This window comes from Corynebacterium sp. MSK122 (assembly GCF_030229435.2).
Classification (GTDB): Bacteria; Actinomycetota; Actinomycetes; order Mycobacteriales; family Mycobacteriaceae; genus Corynebacterium; species Corynebacterium marquesiae.
On sequence record NZ_JASPHV020000003.1, the window covers coordinates 12,917 to 38,235 of the forward strand.

The 25,319-nt window shown below is 60.9% G+C and carries 25 protein-coding genes and 1 tRNA gene; 19 read left to right on the top strand and 7 right to left on the bottom strand.

Features of this window, described 5'->3' with window-relative positions; translation table 11 throughout:
• Positions 1-88: 88 nt before the first annotated feature.
• The gene (gene serB / locus QP934_RS01995) at positions 89-1,279 is read left to right on the top strand and encodes a phosphoserine phosphatase SerB (RefSeq protein ID WP_419126723.1); all 1,191 of its coding nucleotides are present in this window, start codon (positions 89-91) and stop codon (positions 1,277-1,279) included.
• Positions 1,272-2,003 carry a peptidyl-tRNA hydrolase gene (locus tag QP934_RS02000; protein WP_419126662.1) on the top strand — a complete coding sequence of 244 codons (732 nt, stop codon included), beginning with the start codon at positions 1,272-1,274 and terminating at the stop codon, positions 2,001-2,003. The genes serB and QP934_RS02000 overlap by 8 nt, the downstream gene beginning before the upstream one ends.
• On the opposite strand, the gene QP934_RS02005 is transcribed toward QP934_RS02000, so the two are convergent.
• Both QP934_RS02005 and QP934_RS02010 read right to left on the bottom strand, forming a co-directional pair.
• Entirely contained in the window at positions 1,969-3,948 is a 1,980-nt protein-coding gene (locus tag QP934_RS02005; RefSeq protein ID WP_419126663.1) for an ATP-dependent DNA helicase, read from the bottom strand. The genes QP934_RS02000 and QP934_RS02005 overlap by 35 nt on opposite strands.
• Positions 3,949-3,966: 18 nt before the next feature.
• A complete protein-coding gene (locus QP934_RS02010) occupies positions 3,967-5,295 on the bottom strand; it encodes a nicotinate phosphoribosyltransferase (protein ID WP_408926742.1) in 1,329 nt (442 codons plus the stop codon).
• 122 nt (positions 5,296-5,417) lie between these two features.
• Between QP934_RS02010 and clpS the strand changes: the two genes are divergently transcribed.
• The 8 genes from clpS (at position 5,418) to rdgB (ending at position 10,836) form a co-directional block, all read left to right on the top strand.
• Complete coding sequence (gene clpS, locus QP934_RS02015; protein ID WP_005323948.1) at positions 5,418-5,744, top strand: ATP-dependent Clp protease adapter ClpS; 327 nt, start codon at positions 5,418-5,420, stop codon at positions 5,742-5,744.
• 4 nt (positions 5,745-5,748) lie between these two features.
• Positions 5,749-6,285: a DUF2017 domain-containing protein gene (locus QP934_RS02020; RefSeq protein ID WP_049377279.1), complete on the top strand. Its 537-nt coding sequence runs from the start codon at positions 5,749-5,751 to the stop codon at positions 6,283-6,285.
• Complete coding sequence (locus QP934_RS02025; protein ID WP_419126664.1) at positions 6,285-7,211, top strand: P1 family peptidase; 927 nt, start codon at positions 6,285-6,287, stop codon at positions 7,209-7,211. Before QP934_RS02020 ends, QP934_RS02025 begins: the two co-directional genes overlap by 1 nt.
• 13 nt (positions 7,212-7,224) lie before the next feature.
• Positions 7,225-7,878: a rhomboid family intramembrane serine protease gene (locus tag QP934_RS02030; protein WP_419126665.1), complete on the top strand. Its 654-nt coding sequence runs from the start codon at positions 7,225-7,227 to the stop codon at positions 7,876-7,878.
• On the top strand, positions 7,878-8,657 hold the full coding sequence (murI, locus tag QP934_RS02035) for a glutamate racemase (protein WP_419126666.1): 780 nt from the start codon (positions 7,878-7,880) through the stop codon (positions 8,655-8,657). Before QP934_RS02030 ends, murI begins: the two co-directional genes overlap by 1 nt.
• Positions 8,658-8,728: 71 nt before the next feature.
• Positions 8,729-9,490 (top strand): MBL fold metallo-hydrolase, encoded by a 762-nt coding sequence (locus QP934_RS02040; RefSeq protein ID WP_198491987.1) that lies wholly within the window; start codon positions 8,729-8,731, stop codon positions 9,488-9,490.
• A 15-nt stretch (positions 9,491-9,505) separates the two neighbouring features.
• Positions 9,506-10,234, top strand: a complete 729-nt coding sequence (rph, locus tag QP934_RS02045) for a ribonuclease PH (protein WP_005323955.1) — start codon at positions 9,506-9,508, stop codon at positions 10,232-10,234.
• Positions 10,228-10,836: an RdgB/HAM1 family non-canonical purine NTP pyrophosphatase gene (rdgB, locus tag QP934_RS02050; RefSeq protein WP_419126667.1), complete on the top strand. Its 609-nt coding sequence runs from the start codon at positions 10,228-10,230 to the stop codon at positions 10,834-10,836. The genes rph and rdgB overlap by 7 nt, the downstream gene beginning before the upstream one ends.
• Here the strand turns inward: rdgB and QP934_RS02055 are convergent.
• Both QP934_RS02055 and QP934_RS02060 read right to left on the bottom strand, forming a co-directional pair.
• Positions 10,833-11,177, bottom strand: coding sequence for a DUF3817 domain-containing protein (locus tag QP934_RS02055; RefSeq protein ID WP_225746500.1), 345 nt, complete (start codon positions 11,175-11,177; stop codon positions 10,833-10,835). The genes rdgB and QP934_RS02055 overlap by 4 nt on opposite strands.
• Positions 11,178-11,179: 2 nt before the next feature.
• Positions 11,180-11,602, bottom strand: a complete 423-nt coding sequence (locus QP934_RS02060; protein WP_225746501.1) for a hypothetical protein — start codon at positions 11,600-11,602, stop codon at positions 11,180-11,182.
• Positions 11,603-11,692: 90 nt separating this feature from the next.
• On the opposite strand from QP934_RS02060, the gene QP934_RS02065 reads away from it, so the two are divergent.
• Positions 11,693-11,774, top strand: a tRNA-Leu gene (locus QP934_RS02065).
• A gap of 85 nt (positions 11,775-11,859) precedes the next feature.
• On the opposite strand, the gene QP934_RS02070 is transcribed toward QP934_RS02065, so the two are convergent.
• Positions 11,860-13,038, bottom strand: a complete 1,179-nt coding sequence (locus tag QP934_RS02070; protein ID WP_419126724.1) for an IS1249 family transposase — start codon at positions 13,036-13,038, stop codon at positions 11,860-11,862.
• 207 nt (positions 13,039-13,245) lie between these two features.
• On the opposite strand from QP934_RS02070, the gene QP934_RS02075 reads away from it, so the two are divergent.
• Positions 13,246-13,836, top strand: coding sequence for a hypothetical protein (locus QP934_RS02075; protein ID WP_340419881.1), 591 nt, complete (start codon positions 13,246-13,248; stop codon positions 13,834-13,836).
• Here QP934_RS02075 and QP934_RS02080 read toward each other — a convergent pair whose 3' ends face one another.
• The gene (locus QP934_RS02080) at positions 13,837-15,747 is read right to left on the bottom strand and encodes a solute carrier family 23 protein (RefSeq protein ID WP_419126668.1); all 1,911 of its coding nucleotides are present in this window, start codon (positions 15,745-15,747) and stop codon (positions 13,837-13,839) included.
• 316 nt (positions 15,748-16,063) lie between these two features.
• Between QP934_RS02080 and pflB the strand changes: the two genes are divergently transcribed.
• The 5 genes from pflB to QP934_RS02105 are packed head-to-tail and all read left to right on the top strand — an operon-like array spanning position 16,064 to position 21,774.
• Complete coding sequence (pflB, locus tag QP934_RS02085) at positions 16,064-18,151, top strand: formate C-acetyltransferase (RefSeq protein WP_419126669.1); 2,088 nt, start codon at positions 16,064-16,066, stop codon at positions 18,149-18,151.
• A 41-nt stretch (positions 18,152-18,192) separates the two neighbouring features.
• On the top strand, positions 18,193-18,444 hold the full coding sequence (gene grcA2 / locus QP934_RS02090; RefSeq protein WP_005323969.1) for an autonomous glycyl radical cofactor GrcA2: 252 nt from the start codon (positions 18,193-18,195) through the stop codon (positions 18,442-18,444).
• A 2-nt stretch (positions 18,445-18,446) separates the two neighbouring features.
• Positions 18,447-19,316: a pyruvate formate-lyase-activating protein gene (gene pflA / locus QP934_RS02095; RefSeq protein WP_284788732.1), complete on the top strand. Its 870-nt coding sequence runs from the start codon at positions 18,447-18,449 to the stop codon at positions 19,314-19,316.
• An 11-nt stretch (positions 19,317-19,327) separates the two neighbouring features.
• Positions 19,328-20,566, top strand: a complete 1,239-nt coding sequence (locus QP934_RS02100; protein ID WP_419126670.1) for an alpha/beta fold hydrolase — start codon at positions 19,328-19,330, stop codon at positions 20,564-20,566.
• A gap of 59 nt (positions 20,567-20,625) precedes the next feature.
• Entirely contained in the window at positions 20,626-21,774 is a 1,149-nt protein-coding gene (locus tag QP934_RS02105; protein WP_225746505.1) for an SPFH domain-containing protein, read from the top strand.
• 131 nt (positions 21,775-21,905) lie between these two features.
• Here the strand turns inward: QP934_RS02105 and QP934_RS02110 are convergent, their stop codons facing one another.
• The gene (locus QP934_RS02110; protein WP_419126671.1) at positions 21,906-23,336 is read right to left on the bottom strand and encodes a peptide MFS transporter; all 1,431 of its coding nucleotides are present in this window, start codon (positions 23,334-23,336) and stop codon (positions 21,906-21,908) included.
• Positions 23,337-23,379: 43 nt separating this feature from the next.
• On the opposite strand from QP934_RS02110, the gene QP934_RS02115 reads away from it, so the two are divergent.
• Both QP934_RS02115 and bioD read left to right on the top strand, forming a co-directional pair.
• Positions 23,380-24,651, top strand: coding sequence for an adenosylmethionine--8-amino-7-oxononanoate transaminase (locus tag QP934_RS02115; RefSeq protein ID WP_284791475.1), 1,272 nt, complete (start codon positions 23,380-23,382; stop codon positions 24,649-24,651).
• Positions 24,648-25,304 carry a dethiobiotin synthase gene (gene bioD, locus QP934_RS02120; RefSeq protein ID WP_284791474.1) on the top strand — a complete coding sequence of 219 codons (657 nt, stop codon included), beginning with the start codon at positions 24,648-24,650 and terminating at the stop codon, positions 25,302-25,304. The genes QP934_RS02115 and bioD overlap by 4 nt, the downstream gene beginning before the upstream one ends.
• The last annotated feature ends 15 nt before the right edge of the window (positions 25,305-25,319 follow it).

Here is a 25,319-nt window from a genome sequence, read left to right on the forward strand (position 1 = left end):
CTAAAGCACTCCTGACTTAAGCCGCCTCCCAGCCCGCTAGGGCCGTGGGAGGCGGCTTCGGCGTATCTTATTTGCCCCACGTGCGATAATAGGCGGCGTGAGTACCCAAGCTGATACCTATGCCGTCATTACCACCACCGGGCCGGACAAGCCCGGGGTCTCGGCTGCCTTCTTCCGCGTGTTGGCGTCTTATAGCGCCGCGCTTGTCGACGTCGAACAGGCCATCTTTTCCGGCCGTATCACCCTCGCTGCCCATACCCGCATTCCCAGTGCGCGCGCCGAGCAGATTACACAGGGGTTGCGCAATACCTTGAGCATCTATGGGCAGCAGGTATCCGTGGACGTGCGGGAGGAGGAATCTAGCGCGCGAGCTCGCTCCACGCATGCGGTGGTCCTCATGGGAACGGAAGTAACAGCCCACCACGTAGAGGAGGTCGCCCGCGTATTGGCCAACTTCGATGCCAATATCGATCGCATCCGCGGGCTTTCCACCTCTCCGCTGACCGGCCTGGAGCTTTTCTTGTCCCTCGATGGTTCCGCGGCACCCGTACGCCAGGCGCTGGCAGAGCTGGCACAGCAGATTGGCATCGACATTGCCATCGAACCGGCGGGTCTGGGCCGGCGTTCCAAGCGCCTCGTCTGCTTCGACTGCGATAGCACCCTCATTCAAGGCGAGGTCATCGAGATGCTGGCCGCGCACGCCGGCAAGGAGGAAGAAGTTGCCGCAATCACGGCCCGGGCTATGCGCGGCGAATTGGACTTTGAGGAGTCCCTGCGCGAGCGCGTGGCCGTTTTGGCCGGCCTGGATGCTTCCATCATTGATGAGGTAGCCCGCGAGATTCAGCTGACCCCCGGTGCCCGCGAGACTATTGCCACGCTCAACCGCATCGGTTATCGCACCGCTGTGGTTTCGGGCGGGTTCATCCAAGTCCTGGAGGGACTAGCCGCAGAAATGCAACTAGATTACGTCCGCGCCAATACCTTGGAAATCGCCGATGGCAAGCTCACCGGCCGCGTAACCGGCAAGGTGGTTGACCGCAAGGCCAAGGAGGAATTCCTGCGGGAATTCGCCGCAGATTCCGGGGTAGGCATGCGCCAGACGGTCGCCGTGGGCGATGGTGCCAATGACATCGATATGATTACCGCCGCGGGACTGGGCATCGCCTTTAACGCTAAGCCGGCGCTGCAAGAAGTGGCGGATACCTCGGTAAATCACCGGCGGCTGGATGAAGTACTACAGATTTTGGGAATCCCGGCCGAGGAAGTTGTGCGTGGATAAGTTTGAAATCGCCCACCAGCGCTTGGTAGAAGCTTGTGACTCGCGCTCGTGGCGCGATGACCCAGAAAACCCTGACGAGCCCGCCACCATCCAAGCGATGCAGATTGCGCTTAACCTGCCAAAGCAGGAGCCGCCGGCGCGCACGGAGGTGCTGGAGGCGGCCGCCAGCGCCGTTGTGGCCGTGTGCTTGGACGAGCGCGCGGGGGAGGACGGGGCCTTCGCCCACGCCCTGGGCCAGTGGTACGGCCACCGCATCCGCAAGATCGCCCGCCGAGCGCGCAATAAGGCCTGGCGCGATGTACAGAGCCTGCCCGGCGTGACCGTGGCGGACCGTGCCCGGGCCTTCGCGCCTTCGGCCGTGGGGGAGGTGGATCCGCTCATCGGCAAGCTGCAAATCGGTCACACTGACCTTGCTTATGATGAGCCGGGAGCCCCGCTTGGCGATGCCCCCGTTATCTACGTCGACCGCAGCCTCAACATGTCTGCAGGCAAGGCCGCAGCGCAGGTGGGCCACGGTTCGATGATGCTCGCCGCGGCGATGTCGGTGGGGGAGGCCCGTGCCTGGGCCGACACCGGTTTTAAGCTTTCGGTTCGCGAGGTGTCCGGAGAAGATTTTCGCACTGCCTGTGCGCAGGACGGCGCCGTGATCATCGTAGACGCCGGCTTTACGGAGATTGCGCCAGACTCGGCTACCGTGTGCGCCCTGCGGCGACCAATCGCTTAAGCGCGCCGCGCACCGTATCCGGGTCGGTGGTTTGCCAAAAGCGCGGCATGGAGGCCTTGAGGAAGCTGCCGTAGCGCTTATACTCCAAGCGGTTATCGAGCACGGCCACCACTCCGCGGTCGGTCACGTGGCGCAGCAGGCGGCCTGCGCCCTGTGCCATGAGCAAGGCGGCGTGGTTGGCGGAAACCTCCATGAACCCGGAGCGGCCCGCAGCATCGGCTGCCTGGGCGCGCGCCTGCATCAGGGGATCGTCCGGCCGGGGGAACGGAATGCGGTCGATGATGACCAGTGAACAGGCCGGCCCCGGCACGTCCACGCCTTGCCACAGGGTAAGCGTGCCGAAGAGGCAGGAGTTTTCCTTCTGGGAGAATTTTTCTACCAGTGCGCCGATGGAATCCTCGCCTTGCACGAAGAGGTCAAAGGGGATGCGCGGCTTGAGGGCGGTGGCCGCCTCTTCCGCGGCGCGGCGGGAGGAGAACAGACCAAGCGTGCGCCCGCCGGCGGCCATAATGAGCTCGTAGATCTCATCGATGGTTTCTTTGGGCAGGCCATCGCGGCCCGGCGCGGGTAGGTGTTTGGCGGTGTACAGGATGCCGGATTTGGCTGGGTCGAAAGGCGTGCCCGCGTCCAGGGTGTCGTAGGTGCCGCTCGGCATGCCCCACTGCGCGGCCATGGCATCGAAGCGGCCGCCGAGGGCGAGGGTGGCCGAGGTCAGCACCACCGTCTGCTCCCCAAAGAGGTTCTCGCGCAGCATGTGGGCGATGGATAGGGGCGCCACGGCGAGGGTCTCGGCGTCGCTGCGCGGATCGCGCTCGAGCCAGACGACGTCATCTTGCTTGGCCGGGTCATCAGTGGCAAAGACCTCCAGCATGCGCGCTACGGCTTGTGCGAGGTCGGAGAGGTGGTTGCTCAAGTTTTGGCGCTCGGCGTTTTTCTCCGGATCGTCGGTGGCTTCGCCTTCTGGTGCGCGAGAAATGAGGGACTTAACGCGCAGGAATTCGTCGGCAAGCGCGCGCAAGTGGCCCTGTGCGGTTTCATCTAAGTCCGTCCAACGGCCTGGCTCTTGGATTTTCATCAGGTCATCAAATTCCTCGGCCAAGTCCGAGAGGCTGCCAGCATTGCCCAGCGACTTCGCGCGGTTGGCAGCCATCTTGATGGCGCGGGTAGTAATCTCCGCTGTGGACACCGAGGTGATGCGGCCGTCGAGCTCGTGGGCCTCATCGATAATGGCGACGTCATGCTCCGGCAAAATATTTGCCTCAGAAACCGCGTCGATGGCGAGCATGGCGTGGTTGGTGACCACGATATCGACGTCGGCAGCCGCCCTGCGAGCCTCTTCTGCAAAGCAATCTGGCCCGTGCGGGCAGCGCGAAGCGCCCAAGCACTCGTTGGACGTTACGGAAACCGCCCGCCACACCAAGTCCGGCACGCCCGGCTCTAGATCATCGCGGTCACCGGTGTCGGTTTCCTGCGCCCACTCGTGGATACGGCGCACGGCCTTGCCGCGGTGGGATATCTCGGATTCGTCGATAAGAGCTTCCGGGTCATCCGGCGTAGCCGCAATCTTATTCATGCACAGGTAGTTATTGCGGCCCTTCATGATGGCGAAGGTAGGCGTACGCTCCATAACAGGGGCGAGCGCCTTCGTAAGCCGTGGCAGATCGCGCTCCACCAGCTGGCGCTGCAAGGCTAGCGTCGCGGTGGAGACGATGACGGTGGACCCCGAGTTCATCGCATGCCGGATAGCCGGGACCAAGTAGGCCAGGGATTTACCGGTACCGGTACCGGCCTGCACTGCCAGGTGGCGCTCCTTTTCGAGCGCAGCCGTGACGGCCGTGGCCATGCGCACCTGGCCTTCGCGCCGGCTGCCGCCCAGCGCGCCAACGGCCTTGCCCAGCAGCGTTTCCGTGTCGAGGTTTAGGGGCTCATCTGCGTGCTCACTCACCCCACACAGTCTAGCGGCCTACTTTTTAAAGCCCACCATCCGCGTGGGCACGGCCGCCTCATCGCGCGAGAGCGCCAGGCCTTCCCACGGCAGGGTCTTGCGGGCCTGATCCAAATACTCGCGAGAGGCATGCAGATCCGGCAAGCCGTCAACGATGTGCCCATCGCGCATGAGCGGAATGGTCATCTCGCGGGTATCGAGCTGGCCGGTATCTGGCGCCGGTGCCTCAAAGGGGTAGACGATTTCTTCCACCGCCACGCCCGAGGAACGGTAGGTGCGTAGCGCGCGCTTGGCACCGCCGACGGACTGCTTGGAAGTAGAGCGCTTGGCTACTGGGATGCCATCTACCTCCACTACCTTGTAGACCATGCCGGCTGTAGGCGCGCCGGAGCCGGTGACCACGGACGTGCCGACGCCGTAGACATCGACCGGATCGCCGCGCAGGCCAGCGATGGCAAACTCATCGAGGTCAGAGGAGACCACGATATTGGTGTTGTGATTGCCCAAATCATCCAGCTGCTTGCGTACGCGGCGGGTGACCGCACCCAAGTCACCGGAATCTATGCGGACCCCACCTAGCTGCGGGCCACCTACTTTCACTGCGGTTTCTACGCCCTTGGTGATGTCATAGGTATCGACCAGCAGGGTGGTCTCTACACCCAGCGTGTCGATCTGGGAGCGGAAAGCGGCTTCCTCGTTCGGGGTGCCGTCCGGGTTGGTATGCGCCAAGGTCCAGGAATGGGCGGCAGTGCCGGAGACCGGAATGCCGTAGCGGTAGCCTGCCTCCAAATTGGAGGTGGCTTCGAAGCCAGCCAGGTAGGCCGCGCGGGCGGCGGTTACCGCCGCATACTCGTGGGTGCGGCGCGAGCCCATCTCGATAATCGGGCGGCCGTCGGCAGCCGTGACCATGCGGGAAGCAGCCGAAGCCACTGCGGAATCGGCGTTCAGGATGGACAGGATGACGGTCTCAAGGATTAAGCATTCACCAAAAGTGCCGCGCACCGTCAGGATGGGGGAGTTAGGGAAATACAGCTCACCTTCGCGGTAGCCGTCAATCTGCCCGGAAAAGCGGTAGTGACGCAGGTATTCCTTGGTTTTGTCATCCAGGAAGTCCATCTCTGCTAGCTGATTGGCTGAAAAGCGAAAATCCTCCACCGCACGCAGGACCCGCTCGGTGCCGGCAACCACGCCGTAGCGGCGCTCATTGGGCAGACGGCGGCCGAATACCTCGCAGGTGACCTGGCGGTTTGCCGAGCCGTCTCGCAGCGCGGCCTGGAGCATAGTGAGCTCGTATTTATCCGTCAGTAGAGCAGTGGAGCGATCATTAGGAATAGCTTTGTCATTCACGGGAGTGATAATACCCACTGACTAGGTGTTTTTCAGAGGTTTAGATTCTTTGGGCCTAGATTGTCCGCAGTCAGATTGGGCTGGCCCACAATAAATCCCCAAAAGTGGTTAGGCTAGAAAGCATGAAGGCGCAATTTCCCGTAGTCCGCATGAGCTCTCCTATGGCTACGCCCGAATTGGATGAAGAACTCGACGTAGATGTGGCCACGAGTGAGAACCTCCCGTGGATGTGCATCGTGTGGGATGACCCAGTCAACCTAATGAGCTACGTGTCCTACGTATTTCAAACCGTTTTGGGATATGACAAGAAGCGAGCCAATGAACTCATGATGCAGGTCCATACTGAGGGCAAGGCCGCCGTCTCCAGCGGCGAGCGCGACAAAATTGAGGCAGACGTGAAAAAGCTCCAGATCGCCGGTCTGTGGGCAACGATGCAGCAGGCAGGTTAAATATATGCAACCGTGGAAGAAAAAGAAGTCCCTCATGCGCGCGCCGAAGATAACGGCCGTTTTTGAGCCAATGGAGCGCGAGGTATTAGGTGATCTCACCGCTACCGTCTCCGAGGCGATCATTGGGCGCGCGCAGTCCGCACCTAAGGATGAGCTAGCAGAGATGCTGGACATGCCTACCGGCCACACCGAAGCCCCGGACGATCCCTCTCTGGCCCGTCTGTTTCCAGACTTTGAAATGCCCGGCGATGAGGAATACGAAGGCGATGCTTCTTTGCTGCGCTCGCTGCACGAGAATGACATTGCGCGCGCCAAGCTAGAAAACCTTCAGGTCATCGGTTCGGCCCTTGGCCCCACCGGCGGGGTAGAGGTCACCATTAGTGAGCAGGAGGCCCAAGCCTTTGTTGCCGGCCTTAATGATTTGCGCCTCTATGTTGCGGCAGGTGATGTTTCCGATGAAAACCTGATGTTGGACCGCGACAGCCTCGTGGAATGGTTGGCTTTCTGCCAAGATTCGCTGCTGCAGGTGCTGATGGACTAATGATAGACGGCATGAGCATCGGGCACTATAGCGGTGCCGATACTGGAGTCACGGTGCTCTACTGCGGGCCGGGTGGCGCGCTCGGCAGCGTCGATGTGCGCGGCGGCGGCCCTGGCACCCGCGAAACAGACCTTTTGCAGCCGCATAATACGGTCGAGCGCGTCCACGCCGTGGTGTTGGCAGGCGGTTCCGCCTTTGGCTTGGCGGCTGCCGATGGCGTAATGAATGAGCTGGCACACGAGGGGATTGGCTTCCCTGTCTTTGGCGAGGATAAGCCTGGACCGCGCGTGCCCATCGTCCCCGGAGCCGTCATCTTTGACCTCTTGGTCGGGCCTTCCCGCCCTAGGCCGAAAGAAGGCGCAGCCGCGCTGCGAGCCGCGTTCGCGGGCAGCGACGAATCCATGGGGTCGGTGGGAGCCGGCGTGGGGGCTACCGCTGGCAAGCTGCGCGGCGGGTTTGGCCTCGCTTCGCGCCGAGTGGGTGAGTATGAGGTCTCCGCCGCGATGGTCGCCAATCCCGTAGGCGAGGTCATCGATCCGCAGTCCGGCCGGCTGTACGGCGCGCCGGGTCGCACTCCGGTCAATGTTGCCGCCTACCGCGCCTTGCCGCACCCAGCGGAGTCCAAGCTCAATACCACCATCGGCGCCGTGCTTACCGACGCCCCCGTAACCACCGCCCAAGCGCAGCGCTTAGCAATGACTGCCCACGACGGCATCGCTCGTGCGGTGCGGCCTGCCCATTCACCGCTAGACGGCGACACCATCTTTGCCTTGTCGACCGCGCAGCGCCCAGCTGAACTCAGCACGCAGGAGATCACCCAGCTATGCGCCGCGGCCGCCGATGCCGTGGAGGAGGCTATCGCCAACGCGGTTACCGCCGCCGATCCCGGCCTAGGCTTGAGCGCGTACCGCGATCTGCTGGACTAAGATAAAGCGCATTATGACTTCAGGCGGAATATCTAACTACCGGCCGGCGCCCTCGGGGCCGGTCAATCGCGGCGATTCCAAGAATTACACCCGCAGCGGCCGCATCACCACCGGCTTTTCCATAGCCTTTGGCTTCCTTGTCGTGGAGTGGGCAGTCCATATTGTCAACGCCTTCCTCTTTGGCGGCCAGCTATCCAATTACGGCATCCGCCCGTTAGATTTCAACGGGATTTGGGGGATTTTTGCCGCTCCACTGCTCCACGCGAACTTTGAGCACTTGATGTCTAACTCGGTGCCCGGCGCCATCTTTTGCTTCCTCATCGGTCTTTCCGGCCGCAAGGCCTGGTGGGAGGTCACGCTGATTACCACGCTGGTTGCGGGCCTCGGAACCTGGTTTATCGGCGGTCCCGGTACCTCGCATATCGGTGCCTCCAGCTTGGTCTATGGCTGGCTGGCATATCTGATTGTGCGCGGAATTTTTAACCGCTCACTCCTCCAGACCATCTTGGGCATCGTGCTCGGCTTCGCTTACTCCGGCTTGGTATGGGGCGTGTTGCCCGTCTACGAGGGCGTGAGCTGGCAGGGCCACCTCTTCGGCGCCATCGGCGGGATCCTCGCCGGCATGACCATTACCTCGGACGACCCAGTTAAGGCAGTGAAGCGTTAATGCCAACTGCAACCTCTCCCATCGGCATCTTTGATTCCGGCGTGGGCGGGCTCACCGTGGCCCGCGCGGTGATGGAACAGCTGCCGCACGAATCCGTCATCTATACCGGCGATACCGCTCACAGCCCTTATGGCCCGCGGCCCATTTCTGAAGTCCGCACCTTTTCTCAAGACGTGGCCGATCGGCTGGTGGAGCGCGGCTGCAAGATGCTGGTCATTGCCTGCAATACCGCCACCGCCGCCTTCTTGCACGATGCGCGCGAGCGCTACGATATTCCCATCGTGGAAGTCATCCGGCCCGCGGTGCGCCGCGCCATGTCCACCACGCGCAACGGAAAAATCGGCGTCATCGGCACTGAGGGCACCGTTAAATCCGGTGCCTATCAGGATCTCTTCGCGCTCAACCCCAAGGTGCAGGCCTTTGCCACCGCCTGCCCGGATTTTGTTTCCTTTGTCGAGCGCGGCATTACCGCCGGTCGCCAGATCCTCGGCGTTGCCGAAGGCTACCTGGCCCCGCTGCAGGAACAAGGGGTAGACACGCTGGTTCTAGGCTGTACGCATTATCCGCTGTTGACCGGGATCATCCAGCTGGCGATGGGCGATAATGTCTCGCTGGTGACCTCTTCAGAGGAGACCACCAAGGATGTGATGCGGATCCTCACGGAAACGGATATGTTGGCCCCCGCAGAGAATCAGCCGGTCCACACTTTTGAATCCACCGGGGATCCGGAGGCTTTTGCCCGCCTTGCCAGGCGCTTTCTCGGCCCCCAGATTGCATAAGGAAGTGGAATTTCTCCCCCGTTTGCACGTTGAATACGCATGCGGGGTGATTTCATGGAACTATTGAGCCCATGAAGCTGACCATCCTAGGCTGCTCCGGTAGCGTCCCCACCGCCCAGAATCCCGCCTCCGGCTACTTGCTGTCCTTCGATAATGCGCCGTCCATCGTCCTCGACATGGGCCCTGGCACCTTGGCGCAGCTGGAACAGCAGCAGGATCCTTGTGATGCGCACGTGGCCTTTAGCCATCTGCATGCCGATCACTGCCTGGATTTTCCTTCCCTGATGGTGTGGCGCCGCTTCCATCCCACCGCGCCGGCTGCTTCGCGCAATATGTGCTTCGGGCCGAAAGCTACGCCCACGCACCTGGGTCGCCTGTCCTCTGATGAAGTCGATGGCATCGATGACATGTCCGATACCTTCGCCTTTAGTGCCTGGGAGCCGGGCGAGCGCCAGCTCGTGGATGACGTCTATATCACTCCTTTCCCGGTAAACCACCCGGTAGAGGCCTATGCCTTGCGCGTGGAGCACACGAAGACCGGGCACACCATTACCTATTCCGGTGACTCTTCGTATACGCCCGCGCTTGTCGAAGCCGCCCGTGGCGCCGATATCTTCCTCTGCGAGGCGGCCTGGGGTGAGACCTCTGAGGGCAAGGCGCCGGACATGCACATGTCGGGCGCGGAAGCCGGTAGGGCGGCACGCGAGGCGGGTGTGGGCAAGCTGGTGCTCATCCACATTCAGCCGTGGGGCGATGCGCAAGCTACTTTGGAGGCAGCCCGCTCCGAATTCGATGGCGAGATTGTCCTCGGCGCCGCGGGGATGGAGTTCTAAGATACGCTGGACGGCATGACTGAATTTACTCGTGCCGATGGGCGCGCGCTCGACCAGATGCGCAGCGTCCGCATTACCCGCAATTTCACCACCAACCCGGCCGGCTCGGTGCTGGTGGAGTTTGGCAATACCCGCGTCATGTGCACCGCATCCGTAGAATATGGCGTGCCGCGCTTCAAGCGCGATTCGGGCGAAGGCTGGCTTACCGCCGAGTACGCCATGTTGCCTTCCGCCACCCACGACCGCATGCCGCGCGAATCCATGAAGGGCAAGGTCAAGGGCCGCACCCATGAGATTTCTCGCCTCGTCGGCCGCTCCCTGCGCGCCGCGGTGGACCTGGAGGAGCTGGGCGAGAACACCATCCAGCTCGACTGTGACGTCCTCCAGGCCGATGGCGGCACCCGCACTGCGTCTATCACCGGCGCCTATGTTGCGCTTGCCGACGCCATCGCACACCTCAAGGCCGAGGGCGTTGTCCCCGGCGAGCCGCTGCTCGATCCCATCGCTGCGGTCTCGGTAGGCATCATAGACGGCGAAATCTGCCTCGACCTGCCTTATGAGGAAGACTCCCGCGCCGAGGTCGACCTCAACGTAGTAATGCAGGAATCCGGCGATTTCGTGGAAATCCAGGGCACCGGTGAGCACGGCCTCTTTGGCCGCGAGGAGCTCAACGAGATGCTGGACGTAGCCCAGAAGGGCTGCCGCGAGCTCATCGCCGCACAAAAGGCGGCGCTGGGGTGGTAATTCTCGTCGCGTCCAATAATCCGAAAAAGCTCGCGGAGCTCGAGCGCATCCTGGCCGATGCCGGCATCGAGGGCGTCGAGCTGCGCCCGCTATCCGCTGTGGAGCCTTACCCGGAGCCGGTGGAAGACGGCCGCACTTTTGCCGATAACGCGCTCATCAAGGCCCGCGCCGGCGCGGCTGCTACCGGCTTTGCTACCGTCGCGGATGATTCCGGCCTGGCCATCGAAGAGCTTAACGGCATGCCCGGCGTGCTTTCCGCCCGCTGGTCCGGCCAGCACGGCAATGACCAGGCCAATAATGACCTGGTCTTGGCACAGATGGCCGATGTTCCCGATGAGCGCCGCGTCGCCGCCTTTGTCTCCGTCTGCGCGCTCGTGACTCCCGATGGCACCGAGCACGTGGCCGAGGGCCGCTGGGAAGGCCGCTTCCTGCGCGAGCCGCGCGGGGACAACGGCTTTGGCTATGACCCGCTCTTTCAGCCAGAAGGCGAGTCCCGGTCGGCTGCGGAGATGTCCCCAGAAGAAAAGAACGCGGTCTCGCATCGCGGCCGCGCTCTAAGTCAACTAGTCCCCGCCATCGCGGAGCTGGTTCGCAGTTCCTAAAGCTGGAACTCTTCCTCAATTTCCCTGCGGCGCTTGTGCTCCATCCAGAAGGACAGGAAGGGCACCACGCCGGCAAGGGCGGTGGTAAAGAGCTTGCCCACCGGCCACAGCGCGCGCGGGCCGAGGATGAGGATGGACAGCAGGTAAGTCATGTACGCGATGCCGTGAACGATCGCGATGTAGGTGGCCCACTCTGGGATCTCCATGCCGATGAGGTACTGGCAGACCATGCGGATGACCAGGATAATCAGGAAGATACCGGTCACGGTGGCTGCGATGGAGAAAAACTTCAAAGGTCCGCGGATGCGGGCCTGGCGGGCGGGGTGAACTTTATTGGTCATAATCAGCTTTCTTCGTTCTCGCCGCGCCGGCGGCGCGGGGTATTCATGGCGTTAAACGTTTCCACATCTATCTGAGGCCGCTGGGGCAGGAAATCTTCATCGATTTTGGTTTCCGCCTGCGGTTGTGCAGGAGACTCAGCCGGGGCCTCAGTGACGGTGCTATCCATGTCGCGGGCTTCTTCCTCGGCCGCGAGGCGCTCGTTTTCATAGCGCAGCGTGGTGCGATAGGCGTAGACCACGAACACGGCGAACAGTGGCCACTGGAAGGCATAGCCCAAGTTTTGGAAGGTGCCCGAGCCGGAGCGGAAGCGCGTCCATTGCCAATAGGCCAGGAATAGGAAGAGCACGACGAAAAACGCGATGAGGAGGATGTGCCACCACCGCACCTGCACGCGCTTGTTCTTCTTTTCCTCTTGAGTGCTCACGCGATCCACCCTACCCACCAGCGGCCGGAAAACAGAACACCCCTGGTTTCTGGATTGACGGCGTACCGTGTACACTATGGCAAGTCCCCCGCGCCCGTGGCGGAATTGGCAGACGCGCTAGATTTAGGTTCTAGTGTCTTAGGACGTGTGAGTTCAAGTCTCACCGGGCGCACAATCGGCGCCGTCGACTCGCAGAGCCGGCGGCGCTTTCGGGGTTAAGGGTCAAAATGTGTGTCTGGCTCGGCGTGTCGCTGGGGTTAGATTTGGCCTTTTTGGATGCCGATTGAGTGGGTGTACTCGGTGTCGATACCGTTGTCGTAGAGGGCTGGTCGTCCTGTTTCGTGGTCGACTTGGTTCTCGGTGTGGGTCAGGATGGATACTTTGGCGAGTTGGTCCTGGCCCCAGTGGGACTGCCTGGCGATTTGTAGTGGATCGTCGGGCAGTTCTGTTTTTAGGTACAGCCACCAGTCCAGCATTTTGCGCTGGTGTTCATTTGTTCTGCCTCGGTGAGCACGCGCAATCTCTTTCAGACGAGCGTTAATCCCGCCTTCAAGACTGTTGGTCGTAGATTTGATGCGGGCAGGTTCTAAGACGCCTTTAGGTTGATTGATGTAGACAAAGAGCATGCCTTGGCGCCATAGATGATTCAGACTGTTGTAGGCCTTTCGCACGTTGGAATGTGTCCATACCCATGTCCAATTTCCTGTATCAGGGTCTTTAACCCTGGTCTTTTCGTCCATCCACCTGCGGTAGACAGTGTTGAAGTCGTGGAGTAGCGAACTCCAGTGGGCTATATCTTCTGTGGTGCGTACCCGGGTTAGTTTCAGCGCTAGCGTGTAGATAGCTTTGCCGGCATCAGTACGTGGGCGTGAGGTTGTGTAGCGACGAACTACACGCTGTGCGTGGACAAGGCAACGCTGCACATGTGTTGTTGACCAGCAGGTTTTTATTGCGCTTGCTGTTCCTTGCCCGCCATCTGTCGTTGCGATTAACGGGGCAGGGATGCGTTCGAGTAGGCGTGTGTAATCGGGAGCGGTTTCGTGTTTGCACCAGTGCCAAGCAACAACGTGGTCGAGGGTGGAAGCTACAATCAAGCATCCGCCAGCGGTGTAGGTTCCGTCGAGAAATATCTGGTCATAGACTCGGCCTGTATGTGCCACGGTGGGATCCGGTAGGTCAATAAGCCAGCACCATGTAAATCTGCGCTTCATAGTTGAGTGGCTTACTTTGTTGCGTTTAGCCAGTGCAGTTAGCGAGATTGTGGTGGTGCAATGCTCGATGAAATCCGCAAAAATTCTTGGGTTGGTGACGTCGGGGCGACGTTTGATGCTTGATGCCCCACAGGCTTTACATCGCCATCGTGTGGTTCCTTTGCTGGTAGTTCCGTTGCGTTTCATGTCGCCGCCGCAGTGGCAGCGTGGTCGATTCTTCGGCATCAAGCCACCACACCACTAGGACCTACCACATCCAGGTAGAAACACCGGGGATTAACCGTCAAGGACAGCGATATACGGTTGTGAAGCCTATACTTTCAACAAACACACTGGACAGTGACTATAAAACACCGATCCCAGACACACTTTCTGACCTTTAGCCCCGCTTTCGCATATCACCGCCCGCATAGTCGCCCTAAGATAGTCATCATGAAAAAGCTGCTTTCCACCCTTATCGCCGTCATTCTCATTGCCGCCGTGGCTGCCGCCGCGGTGTTCGTTTGGCAGGTACGGGAGCCGGTGGAGGTGGAGACCGAATCGAGTAATACCAAGGTCATCAAGGCCGTGGAGCGCGAAGAGCAGGTGGTCCTCGTCTCGCTGGGTGTCGAGGGCCTATCGGAGGAATCCGCCACGAGCACGCTGTGGAATTGGCAGGTCCCGGGCAGCGAGCGCACCCAGTACATCAAGTACTCTTACCGCGCCAAGCTCGGCATCGAAGGTTCGCAGGTACAGGTGGAAGAAGAATCCCCGCACCACTTCCGCGTGGAGATCCCCGAGTTCATTTTCATCGGGCACTCGGATGAGAATTTCGAAACCGCGGTGGAGGACAATGGCGCGTTGAGCTGGATTACCCCGGATATCGATAAGGCGGAAACCATCACCAAGATCCTCAACGAGGACAAAAAGAAAGAGGACATCGCGGATAATCGCGATGTCCTCCAATCCCAGGCCAAGCAGTTCTACACCGGCATTATTTCCGGCGTGGACCCAGAGGCCGAAGTGGACTTTTCCTTTCGCTAACTAGTCCACCTCGGTGAACTTGCGGTCCCACGAGGAGCGGACCGGGTTGGCGTCGGCCAGCAGAATATCGAAGCGGTCGTTGGCAATTTCTACGATTTCGCCCAGCGCGGTGCGGTACTCCTGCTCCGGGGAGTTGGCTAGGCGGCGCACGCCGGCATCAATGACGCGGTCGACGGTGTCATTGGTATCCAAATAGGCCACAAAAGGCATGTCAAAGCGCTCGCGGTAGGCGGCGGAAAGCTCGGTGATGCGCTCGGTCTGCACATCATCTAGATCGGTCAGACCGAGGGAGCCGCGGTCGGCGGAGATGGTGGCGGCTTCGTCGGCGTCGGCAAGCAGCAGCTCATCCATGGCCGGGTAATCGTGGATGAGGGCGGCGCGGCGGGAATCATCCGCGGTCAGCACGGCCACCTGAATGGCCGCCCGCAGCTCATTAACATCGCCGAACGGCCGCGACTCCCACGCCAGCTCCAACGGCCAGGTCTCGTTATTAAACAGCGGGCGCAGCGCGGAGACGAATTCCTCGCGGGAGGCGCCATTGAGTTGCTGCAGGCTCACGCTCTTGCCGACGGCCCGAGACACCTGCGTTCCCTGCTTGCCCCCAGTGTGGAAGAACAAAAGGTTGAGCACGATGGCGGTAATCGCGCCGATGGACATGCCAGAAGAGACAAAGGTTTGTGCCCACTCCGGGAAGGCGGAGGCGATATCCGGTTTGAAGGTCACCAGCATGGCCAGCCCCAGCGCGGAGGTAACGATGACGGAGTTGCGGCCATCGGAAAGATCGGACTTGGCGATGGTCTGCAGGCCCACCCACGCCACGTTGGCGAAAAGCGCCAGGGAGGCGCCGCCGAGAACGGGGGAGGGGATGGAGGCCACGACCGCGCCGGCCTTGGGCAAAATACCCAGCACCATCATGAACCCCGCGGCGGCAACGGCCACCCAGCGCGATTTCACGCTGGTCAGGCGTACCAGGCCAACGTTTTGGGCAAAGCAGGTATAGGGAAAGGAATTCATCACGCCGCCCACCAGGGTGGACAGGCCATCGGCGCGAATGGCACGCACGACATCATCGCGGCGGATGCGCTTTTTTACAATCTCGCCGGTGGCAAAGACGTCACCGGTGGTCTCCACCATGGTGATAATCATGACGATGATGAGCGAGAAAATCGCTACCAGGTCAAACTTCGGCATACCGAAGTAGAACGGGGTGGTAATGCCGAGGGCGGGGGCGGAGGAGACCTCGTCAAAGGAGGCGTCGCCAAGCACGAGCGCCACGCCAGTGCCTAAGACTAGGCCGATGAGCACGGCCAGGGTACCCAGGAAGCCGGAGGAAAAACGCTGCACCAAGATGATGACCGCGAGCGTGCCAAAGCCGTAGAGCAAGTCGCGGGTGGCCGGCACGCCTTCGGCGTAATTGACAAAGTCATTGGCCGACACTCCCAACAGTGACGTACCCATGACCAGCAGGACCGAACCGGTGACCACCGGCGGGAAGAAGCGCAGCACCTTGCCAAAGACCGGCGCCGCGAAGAAGGTAAAAAGGCCGGCGACAATAATGGCGCCATAGATGGTTGGCAGCGAGGCCACCCCACCCGCGCCGTCGGTCGCGCCCAGTCCAATGGCAATAATTGGGGAGACGGCCGTTGTAGTCACGCCCTGCACGATGGGCAGGCGCACGCCAATGCGCTTGCCGACGCCCAGGGATTGAATGATCGTCGCTATGCCACAGGTCAACAGGTCCGCATTAATGAGGTGGATGGTGGTTTCCGCATCCAGATTGAGCGAGCCGGCAATGAGCAGCGGGACGATGACCGCGCCGGCGTAAAACGCCAGCACGTGCTGTAAACCCAAGGCGGCTAGTTTGGGGGCGGGCGGGATAATATCTACTGGATGCTTGGGCTGCGAAGCCACGAAGTCCTCCTTTGTGCGGAAGCGAAGCTGAACGGCTTTAACAGTAGAGGTTCGTGCAGGTAGCGGCCAAAATCTTACCGTGATGAGGAACACGTTCGGGGCTATTTCACCCCCGATGGAAGACGTACGTGCGTACTGCATAAAATCACTCACCTGCGAAACATCACGACCGGTTTATTACTTGGCTTTCAAACGTTTGCGAGACTTGTTATTACCAGGGAACTAGTCAACAATTGGGGCCAGAGGGGCTTGGTGCTGTGGCTCGAAGAAGGCGGCATTTATCCCCTGCTAGAAATTCGCCCGAAAGAAGGGAATTATGACTACCGCAACGCAGCCTCAACAGTTTGAAGCTTGGAAGGGATTTGAGTCCGGTCCGTGGACCGAGGGCATCAACGTCCGCGACTTCATCCAGCGCAACTACACGCCGTACGACGGCGACTCCAGCTTCCTGTCAGGCCCGACCGAGAAGACCGAGCGTGTCTGGGACACCCTGGAAAAGAAGTACCTGTCCGTCGAGCGTGAAAAGCGCGTCTACGACGTTGACACCCACACCCCATCAGACATCGACGCCTTCCCAGCCGGCTACATCTCAGAGGACGACGACGTCATCGTCGGCCTGCAGACTGATACCCCGCTGAAGCGCGCCATGATGCCTTTCGGTGGCTGGCGCATGGTCAAGCAGGCTATCGGCGAAGCGGGTAAGGAAGTAGATCCTGAGGTGGAGAAGATCTTCACCCGTTACCGCAAGACCCACAACGATGCGGTCTTCGATATCTACACCCCGCGCATCCGCGCTGCTCGTTCATCACACATCATCACCGGCCTGCCGGATGCTTACGGCCGAGGCCGCATCATCGGCGACTACCGCCGTGTCGCACTGTATGGTGTGGACTACCTGATTGAGGAAAAGCAGGCTTCCCGCGATTCCGTCGCAGATGCTGGCTTCTCTGAGCACTGGGCACGCTTCCGCGAGGAGCACTCCGAGCAGATCAAGGCCCTGAAGAAGCTCAAGAAGATGGCTGAGTCCTACGGCTTCGACATCTCCCAGCCGGCCAAGACCGCTCACGAGGCAGTGCAGTGGACCTACTTCGGCTACCTGGCTTCCATTAAGTCCCAGGATGGCGCCGCAATGTCCATCGGCCGCCTATCCGCCTTCTTCGATTGCTACTTCGAGCGCGACCTCGCCGCTGGCATCATCACCGAGGAAGACGCCCAGGAGATCATCGACTCCCTGGTTCTCAAGCTGCGTATCGTTCGCTTCCTGCGCACCATCGATTACGATCAGATCTTCTCCGGCGACCCATACTGGGCAACTTGGTCCGACGCTGGCTTTGGCAACGACGGCCGCCACATGGTCACCAAGACCTCCTTCCGTCTGCTGCAGACCCTGGTGAACCTTGGCCCATCACCTGAGCCAAACATCACCATCTTCTGGGATCCGAAGCTGCCAGAGGGCTACAAGGAATTCTGTGCCCACATCTCCATTGAGACCTCCTCCATCCAGTACGAGTCTGACCGCCAGATTCGTGAGCAGTGGGGCGATGACGCGGCAATTGCTTGCTGTGTCTCCCCGATGGAAGTTGGCAAGCAGATGCAGTTCTTTGGCGCTCGTGTGAACGCCGCAAAGGCTCTGCTCTACGCCATCAACGGCGGCCGCGATGAGGTAACCGGCAAGCAGGTTGTCGAAGGCTACGAGCCCATCAAGGGCGACGGCCCGCTGGACTTCGACGAGGTTTGGCAGAAGTACGAGGAGATGCTGGACTGGGTTGTTGGCACCTACGTAGAAGCCCTCAACATCATCCACTACTCCCACGACAAGTACGCCTACGAGGCAGTCGAGATGGCGCTGCACGATTCCAATATCGTCCGCTCCATGGGCTGCGGCATCGCCGGCCTGTCCATCGTTGCTGACTCCCTGGCTGCTATCAAGTACGCCAAGGTCACCCCGGTACGCGACGAGACCGGCCTGATTACGGACTACGTCACCGAAGGTGACTTCCCGTTCTACGGCAACGATGACGACCGCGCCGATGATATCGCCGCTACCATTGTCCACACGGTGATGGAAAAGATTAAGGCCATCCCGATGTACCGCAATGCCATCCCAACCCAGTCCGTGCTGACCATTACCTCGAACGTGGTCTACGGCAAGGCAACAGGCGCCTTCCCGTCGGGCCACAAGGCTGGCACGCCGTTCTCCCCGGGTGCTAACCCAGAAAACGGTGCTGACAGCCACGGTATGGTCGCGTCCATGCTGTCGGTCGGCAAGCTGGACTACAAGGATGCCCTCGACGGTATCTCGCTGACCAACACCATCACTCCTTCCGGATTGGGCCGCACTCCAGAAGAGCGCATCTCCAACCTGGTGGGCGTGCTGGACGCCGGCTTCATCATGGAAAAGTAAGAACCACTCATCCCATCAACCATCTCGAAAAGGAGAAAATCATGGCAACCCCAACTTTCGAAGACCGCATGTCAGCAATGAAGGCAAACCGCGATGCACACCAGATGAACTCTGGTCTGTACCACGCCAACATCAACGTGCTGGACAAGTCCACCCTGGAAGATGCCGTTGAGCACCCAGAGAAGTACCCGAACCTCACCGTTCGCGTCTCTGGCTACGCAGTCAACTTCGTTAAGCTGACCAAGGAGCAGCAGCTCGACGTTATCTCCCGTACCTTCCACCAGGGTTCCTAATCATGGCAGATGGCGTTACTGGTGTCGTTACCCTCTCTCCTGAAGAGGGAGAGCGAGTCCGCGGCGCGGCCGCGGGCCTGGGAAATGACGCTCAATTCGATGACATTACCCGCCCCGAACTCATGGAGGCGCGCCGTACCGGCGATATTGCCCTCGTGCACTCTTGGGAGCTCGTGACCGCCGTCGATGGCCCGGGTACCCGCATGACGATGTTCATGTCCGGCTGCCCACTGCGCTGCCAGTACTGCCATAACCCAGACACCTGGGAGATGAAGACCGGCACGCTGGAGCGGGTCGAGGATGTGGTCAAGCGCATTAAGCGTTATAAGCCAATCTTCAACGCTTCCGGTGGCGGTCTCACCATCTCCGGTGGCGAACCCCTCTTCCAACTTTCTTTCACGCGCCGCGTGCTCAAGGAAGTTCACGATGCGGGCATCCACACCACCATCGATACTGCCGGTTATCTCGGTGCGCGGTTGCGTGACGAGGACCTAGACAATATCGACCTCGTGCTTCTCGACGTCAAGTCAGGCGACGAGGAAACCTATCGCAAGGTCACTCAGCGCGAACTCCAGCCCACGCTGGACTTCGGCGACAGGCTGAACAAGATAGGCAAACCGGTGTGGATCCGCTTCGTGGTGGTGCCAGACCTCACGGACTCGCCAGAGAACGTGGAAAATGTGGCCAATATCGTGGCGCGTTGGAAATCCAACGTTGAGCGTGTTGAGGTCTTGCCTTTCCACAATATGGGCAAGGACAAGTGGGAGAGCTTGGGAATGAACTACCAGCTAGCTGACACGAAGCCACCTAAGCCGGAGGACGTGGAGAAAATCCGCGACGTCTTCCGCTCGAAGGGCTTGGAAGTCTACTAGCCTGGGAGGACATGACCTCCTATCGCCGCTTCGGCCACACAATTAAAGAGCACCACCTAGAAGTCCCGTGGGATTATTCCAATCCCCACGGGACTTTTGGGCTTTACGCCCGCGAAATCATTCCGCCCGGCGGAGAGGACCTGCCTGCGCTGCTTTATCTTCAGGGCGGGCCTGGTTTCCCAGCGCCCCGGCCGTTGGCGCCTACGGGGTTGATTGGCAAGGCGCTAGAGCGCTATCGCGTTATCCTCATGGATCAGCGGGGCACCGGCCGCTCGCACCGTATTGATGCACTTAGCCCGGCCGCAGAGCGCACCGCCAAGCACTTGGCGTTGCTGCGCCAGGACAATATCGTCCGCGATGCCGAGCGCCTGCGCGAGCACCTCGGCCTCGAGAAGTGGTCGCTGTTCGGGCAGTCTTTCGGCGGCTTTTGCATCACCGCCTACCTGTCCCAGGCGCCCGAGCGCGTCGAGCATGCTTTCTTCACCGGAGGCATCCCCACGCTCAAGGGCGCGGATGATCTCTACCGCGCTACTTTCGATAAGCTTAAGGCCCGCCAGCAGCGTTTCTACCGCGAATTCCCGTGGGCACAGGGCCGTATCGAGGAGATTATTTCCCACCTCGACAATTCGGATGAGCGGCTTCCTACCGGCGAGCGCCTGTCCGCGCTGCGCTTTCGTACCATCGGCATTGAGCTCGGCCGTGGCACCGGCTTTGATTCGCTGGCCTATCTGCTGGAAGAACCCTTCCGCACCGTGGCGGGGGAGAAGCGGTTGCGGGGTGATTTCCTGGCGGACGTCGGCCAGCGCGTGAGCTTTGCGGACGGCCCGTTATATGCCGCCATTCATGAATCCATCTACGGCGGCGCCGGTGGCCAGGCCACTACGAACTGGTCGGCGCACCGCGTGCGCGAGGAGTTCCCCGAGTTTGCCGAGTCCGGTACGTGGCTAACCGGCGAGCACATCTTTCCCTGGCAGTTCGACGAGGACCCAGCTTTGCACGCGTTTGCCGACGCCGCCCATGGCCTCGCCCGCCATGAATTCTCCCCGCCCTATGCGTTGGGCGAGGTGCCGACCACAGCCGCGGCCATCTACGTCGATGATATTTTCGTCCCGCTCGAGGAGTCCTTGGCTACGGCCGCGCACCTGGGAGACCTGCGGCCGTGGATCAACAATGAATTCCAGCACAATGGCATCCGCGAGGATGGTGCGACCATCTTGGGGAAGCTCTTTTCGCTTATCGACGATCACTAGCATTTCGCTATTTCCTATGCGAAAATATTGGTGATCATCACGACATTTAGGGAGACTCAATGATTGCCACCATAGTAATAGTCTTTATCCTGCTGATTATCTTGGGAACGCTCTTCGATGGCTATTTCATCGTTCGCACTCGCGAAGCTGCCATACTGGAGCGTTTGGGCAAATTCCAAAAGGTGGCACACGCTGGTCTGCACTTTAAGATGCCGTGGATAGACCGCGTCCGCGATAAGATTTCGCTGCAGGTGCGTCAGCTGGATGTCATGGTAGAGACCAAGACGAAGGACAATGTCTTCGTCCAAATCCCTGTCGCCGTGCAATACGAGGTAGTCCAGGGCCGCGAGCGCGAGGCGTACTACATGCTCTCCAATCACGAGCAGCAGATTGTGGCTTACGTCCAGGACAATGTTCGTTCCTCCGTAGCGAATATGAACCTAGATGATTCCTTCTCCTCCAAGGACACCATCGCCCGCAATGTTGCGGCCTCCCTGCGCGACAACATGGCCGAATATGGCTGGAACTTCGTCAATACCTTGGTCACCGATATTCGCCCCGATTCCCGCGTGCGCGAGTCCATGAACTCCATTAACGCAGCGCAGCGCGAGCGCGAGGCGGCCGTCGCCCAGGCGGAGGCTGAAAAGATCCGCGTGGTGAAGGAGGCTGAGGGTGCAGCCGAGGCGAAGAAGCTGCAGGGCCGCGGCGTCGCTGACCAGCGTAAGGAAATCGTCGAGGGCATTGCCCAGCAGTACGAGATGCTTCGCGACGCCGGTGTGGAAGAGTCCCCCGAAGCCCTCATGCTGGTCTCCCAGTACCTCGACGCTATGGTCGACGTCTCCCACAATGGCCAGGCGTCCGTTCTTTATATGCCCTCTAACCCGCAGGGGATGGGCGATCTTTTCAGCGGCATGCGCGACGTGCTCATGGCCAACCGTGCGCTCGACTCCGCCGAGGAGCCGTCCCAACGCCGTCGCCCGCAGCCTAAGAAGCCTTCCCGTGCCGAGGAAATCGAGCGCGAATCTAAGCGTCAGGCCGAACGCGCTAAGCGCGAAGCCATCGCCGCTTCCCAGCGCGCTGAGCAGCAACGCTCCGAGAACCAGCAGGCAGAGCCGCAGGCGCAGCAGGGCCAGCACTCCACCGCGCAGCCCCAGGCTGCCCGCGAGTACTTCCAGCAGCTGCGCGAGCAACTGAAAAGCGAGGACTAGCCCTGAGCATCGATAACCTCTTTGATGCCTATACCGTGCAGCGTGGTATAACCCGTAGCGCGGAAGTTGTGCCGGATCACGAGTGTCAGATTTTCTCCACTGACACCAAAGCTGCCTCAGGAGCCGATACCTTAGACGCCGCCCGAAACCTCGTCCACGACGTCCTTTCGGCCGACCAAGAGCATGAGCCCCAGTGCGACGGGGACGATTCCGACAATAAGTAGGTAGTTCCGCTCCGCATCTGCCGAGGAAGGGTCATAGAGCGTCGATAGTGTTCCTGCCAGCGAGGTGCCGATGGCCATGGTGAGAAAGTACAGGGCTGAAAAGCGCGTCGCGTAGGCCCGCGGTGCGTGCGCGGCCGATGCCGCCATGCCCACTGGTCCGATGAATAGCTCGCCGAGCGACATCAAGAAGATGGTCACGGCCAAAACCGCGAACGGCGTTGAGTTTTCTCCGCCCCCGATGAACGGCAACAGCACAAACATTCCGGAACCGGCCACCATGATGCCTACGGCCATTAATAGACGTCGCGAGCGAGCCCATCGAGCCATGCCTGCCGCCAACGGAAGGGACAACACCAAGATGAACAGTGGGTTGAGCGATTGCGTCCACGCCGCTGGAATCTCAAATCCGCCTACCATGCGGTTTACACGCTGATCCGAGTACACGGCTAGCACGCCGTAAATCTGCGGTTGGAGGGTCCAATAGGCCGTCGAGCAGAAAAACAGCGGAATATATGCCACGACCTTCCGCCGCTCCGGTGCGCTGACCCCTGGCGATCGCAGCATGCTGGCGAAGAGGGCGAGGGCGGCCGTGATCGTCGTAAAGAGCAAAAGCATGGCCAGCTTATCTGGCGAAACAGTCACCGCGACGGCGACGCCACCCACGACGGCCGCCAACGCTATCGCCGCGGCCCTGCCCGGTGTGGTGGTGGGGTTGGGCGGTCGCGAATCGAACTCGGCGACTACCCGCCGGCGCAGTGTCCCGTAGAGGACGCACCCGCAACACATGAGGACCGCGGCCGCGAGGAAGCCAGCGTGATAGCCGTATTCTTGCGCCAGCCAGCCAGTAAGCATTGGCCCGAGCAGGGCGCCGATATTAATCCCTAGATAAAAGATCTGGAAGGCGCCATCTCGTGCGCCAGCCGCGGGAGGAAAAGCCGCGCCCAGAATGGTGATTGCTGCTGTCTTGAGCAGGCCTGATCCCAGCGCAAGCGGCAAAAGTCCGGCTACGAGACCTGCCGCGCCAGGCACCAAGGACAGCGAAAAGTGCCCGCAAATGAGCAGACCCGCGCCGGCAAGCAGCGTGCGTTCGGCGCCCAAGAGCCGGTCGCTGACCCACCCGCCGACGAACGTGCACAGATAGAGCAGACTACCGTATGCGCCGACAAGCGCGGTGGCCTGTGCTTGGTCCATGCCGAGCCCGCCAGAGGTGGAATAGAGGTAGTAGGCGAGGATGGCTTGCATGCCGTAGAAGCTAAAGCGCTCCCACATTTCAATTCCGGCGACTGCTGGTAAAGCCGCGGGTAGACGCCGAATTGAACGCTGTTTAGTAATTGTCATAAAAGCACTATAACGGCCGAAAGTCTGTGGTAGACCTAAAATCATGGATATTTCAGCGGAGGATATTGCCGCTCTCGATGCGCGATACATTTGGCACCCCTACGCCGCGCCAGGCGAGCCAACGCTTGTGGTGGACTCGGCCGCCGGCGTCCATCTAACGCTTGCGGATGGCACCACGCTTATCGACGCCATGTCTTCCTGGTGGGCCGCCGCCCACGGCCACGGACACCCGCGACTCAAGGCAGCAGCGGCCGCACAAATCGAGCGAATGAGCCACGTCATGTTCGGCGGGCTCACCCACGAACCTGCCGCGCGGCTTACCCGCAACCTCATGGAACTGACCCGGGGTGATTTCGAGCAGGTCTTTTATTCGGACTCCGGATCTGTATCGGTAGAAGTAGCCATCAAAATGGCGCTACAGTACGCTCGTGGCCTAGGGCACCCAGAGCGTACCAAGATGCTGACGTGGCGATCGGGGTATCACGGCGATACCTTCGCGGCGATGAGCGTGTGCGATCCTGAAGGCGGCATGCACTCGATGTGGACTGGCACCTTAGCGCGCCAGGTTTTCGCCCCAGCGCCGCCTACCCGCGGAGCTAGCCCGGCCGAGCGCGCAACCTATCTGCACGAGCTGGAAGCGTGCATCACTGAGGAGGTCGCGGCCCTAGTCATTGAACCTGTAGTCCAAGGTGCGGGAGGCATGCGCTTTCATGACCACGAGCTGGTGCGCGGGGCCCGGGATATCTGTGACCGCCACGGTATCGTGCTCATCGCGGACGAGATCGCCACCGGCTTCGGCCGAACTGGCGACCTTTTTGCTACCCAAGCAGCCGGCGTCGTGCCGGATATTATGTGCGTTGGCAAGGCGATGACCGGTGGGTTTATGACCATGGCCGCCACGCTCGCTACCGCGAAGGTGACCGAGGGGATGCGCCCGCGCGCGCTGATGCATGGACCGACGTTTATGGCTAATCCGCTTGCTTGCGCCGTTTCAGCCGCGGCAACTGAGCTCATTGTGGAAGGACACTGGCGCGAGCAGGTAGCGGGCATCGAAAAGCAGCTGCAGCGCGGGCTTGCAGACCTAGCTGAGGAGCCGGGGGTAGCGGATGTGCGCGTGCTCGGTGCCATCGGCGTGGTGGAAATGGAACGCGAAGTAAATATGGCCGCAGCGACGGCCGCGGCCGTGGAACAGGGCGTGTGGTTGCGCCCGTTCGGCCGACTGATTTATATCATGCCGCCGTTTATCAGCACCGCCGACGAAGTAACCCAGATGTGCCGCGGCGTGCGCGCCGCGGTAGCAGGAGGAAGACAGTGATTATTTACGTAACGGGGACGAACACGGACGTCGGCAAGACGGTGGCAACGGCCGCGCTCGCCAGTGCCTTCAAGCAGCGCGGCCGTGAGGTTGTCTACGCTAAGCCACTGCAGACGGGGGAGCCGGAGGGAAAGGGAGATGCGGCGACCGTCGGCAAGCTGGCAGGCGTGGAGGTTACCGAGATGGTGCGCTTCCCGGAGCCGCTGGCGCCAAACCTTTCTGCGCGCCGGGCCGGAATGGACCAACCCGGCCTGCAGGAACTCAAGGAGTGGATTGCCGCCCTCGACGCGCCCGGCCGCGTGGTGCTTGTTGAAGGCGCCGGCGGGCTGCTCGTGCGTCTGACGGACGCCTATACGCTTGCCGACGTCGCCGATAGGCTCCTCATCGTCACCTCCCTCGGCCTAGGAAGCCTCAACGCGGCCGAGCTGACCGTGCGCGAGGCGCAACGCCACGGAATCGAGGTGCTCGGGCTGATTGGTGGCTCGCTGCCGGCCGATCCGGACTTAGCTACCCGACTGAACCTCGAGGAGATGCCGCAGGTGACCGGCTGTCAGCTGTGGGGCAGTCTGCCGGAGGGCATGGCCCGCATGACGCCGGCCGAATTCGCGCGGGTAGCCGCCGAAGTATACGCGGACTTTTTAGAGCACGCCTAGTAGCGCTACCTCGCA

Bases quoted from the DNA above. Each gene is read 5' to 3' on its own strand.
- clpS (WP_005323948.1), top strand. From the start codon at position 5,418: ATGAAGGCGCAATTTCCCGTAGTCCGCATGAGCTCTCCTATGGCTACG.
- QP934_RS02020 (WP_049377279.1), top strand. From the start codon at position 5,749: ATGCAACCGTGGAAGAAAAAGAAGTCCCTCATGCGCGCGCCGAAGATA.
- QP934_RS02025 (WP_419126664.1), top strand. From the start codon at position 6,285: ATGATAGACGGCATGAGCATCGGGCACTATAGCGGTGCCGATACTGGA.
- QP934_RS02030 (WP_419126665.1), top strand. From the start codon at position 7,225: ATGACTTCAGGCGGAATATCTAACTACCGGCCGGCGCCCTCGGGGCCG.
- murI (WP_419126666.1), top strand. From the start codon at position 7,878: ATGCCAACTGCAACCTCTCCCATCGGCATCTTTGATTCCGGCGTGGGC.
- QP934_RS02040 (WP_198491987.1), top strand. From the start codon at position 8,729: ATGAAGCTGACCATCCTAGGCTGCTCCGGTAGCGTCCCCACCGCCCAG.
- rph (WP_005323955.1), top strand. From the start codon at position 9,506: ATGACTGAATTTACTCGTGCCGATGGGCGCGCGCTCGACCAGATGCGC.
- QP934_RS02055 (WP_225746500.1), bottom strand. From the start codon at position 11,177: ATGACCAATAAAGTTCACCCCGCCCGCCAGGCCCGCATCCGCGGACCT.
- QP934_RS02070 (WP_419126724.1), bottom strand. From the start codon at position 13,038: ATGCCGAAGAATCGACCACGCTGCCACTGCGGCGGCGACATGAAACGC.
- QP934_RS02075 (WP_340419881.1), top strand. From the start codon at position 13,246: ATGAAAAAGCTGCTTTCCACCCTTATCGCCGTCATTCTCATTGCCGCC.
- pflB (WP_419126669.1), top strand. From the start codon at position 16,064: ATGACTACCGCAACGCAGCCTCAACAGTTTGAAGCTTGGAAGGGATTT.
- grcA2 (WP_005323969.1), top strand. From the start codon at position 18,193: ATGGCAACCCCAACTTTCGAAGACCGCATGTCAGCAATGAAGGCAAAC.
- pflA (WP_284788732.1), top strand. From the start codon at position 18,447: ATGGCAGATGGCGTTACTGGTGTCGTTACCCTCTCTCCTGAAGAGGGA.
- QP934_RS02100 (WP_419126670.1), top strand. From the start codon at position 19,328: ATGACCTCCTATCGCCGCTTCGGCCACACAATTAAAGAGCACCACCTA.
- QP934_RS02105 (WP_225746505.1), top strand. From the start codon at position 20,626: ATGATTGCCACCATAGTAATAGTCTTTATCCTGCTGATTATCTTGGGA.
- QP934_RS02110 (WP_419126671.1), bottom strand. From the start codon at position 23,336: ATGACAATTACTAAACAGCGTTCAATTCGGCGTCTACCCGCGGCTTTA.
- QP934_RS02115 (WP_284791475.1), top strand. From the start codon at position 23,380: ATGGATATTTCAGCGGAGGATATTGCCGCTCTCGATGCGCGATACATT.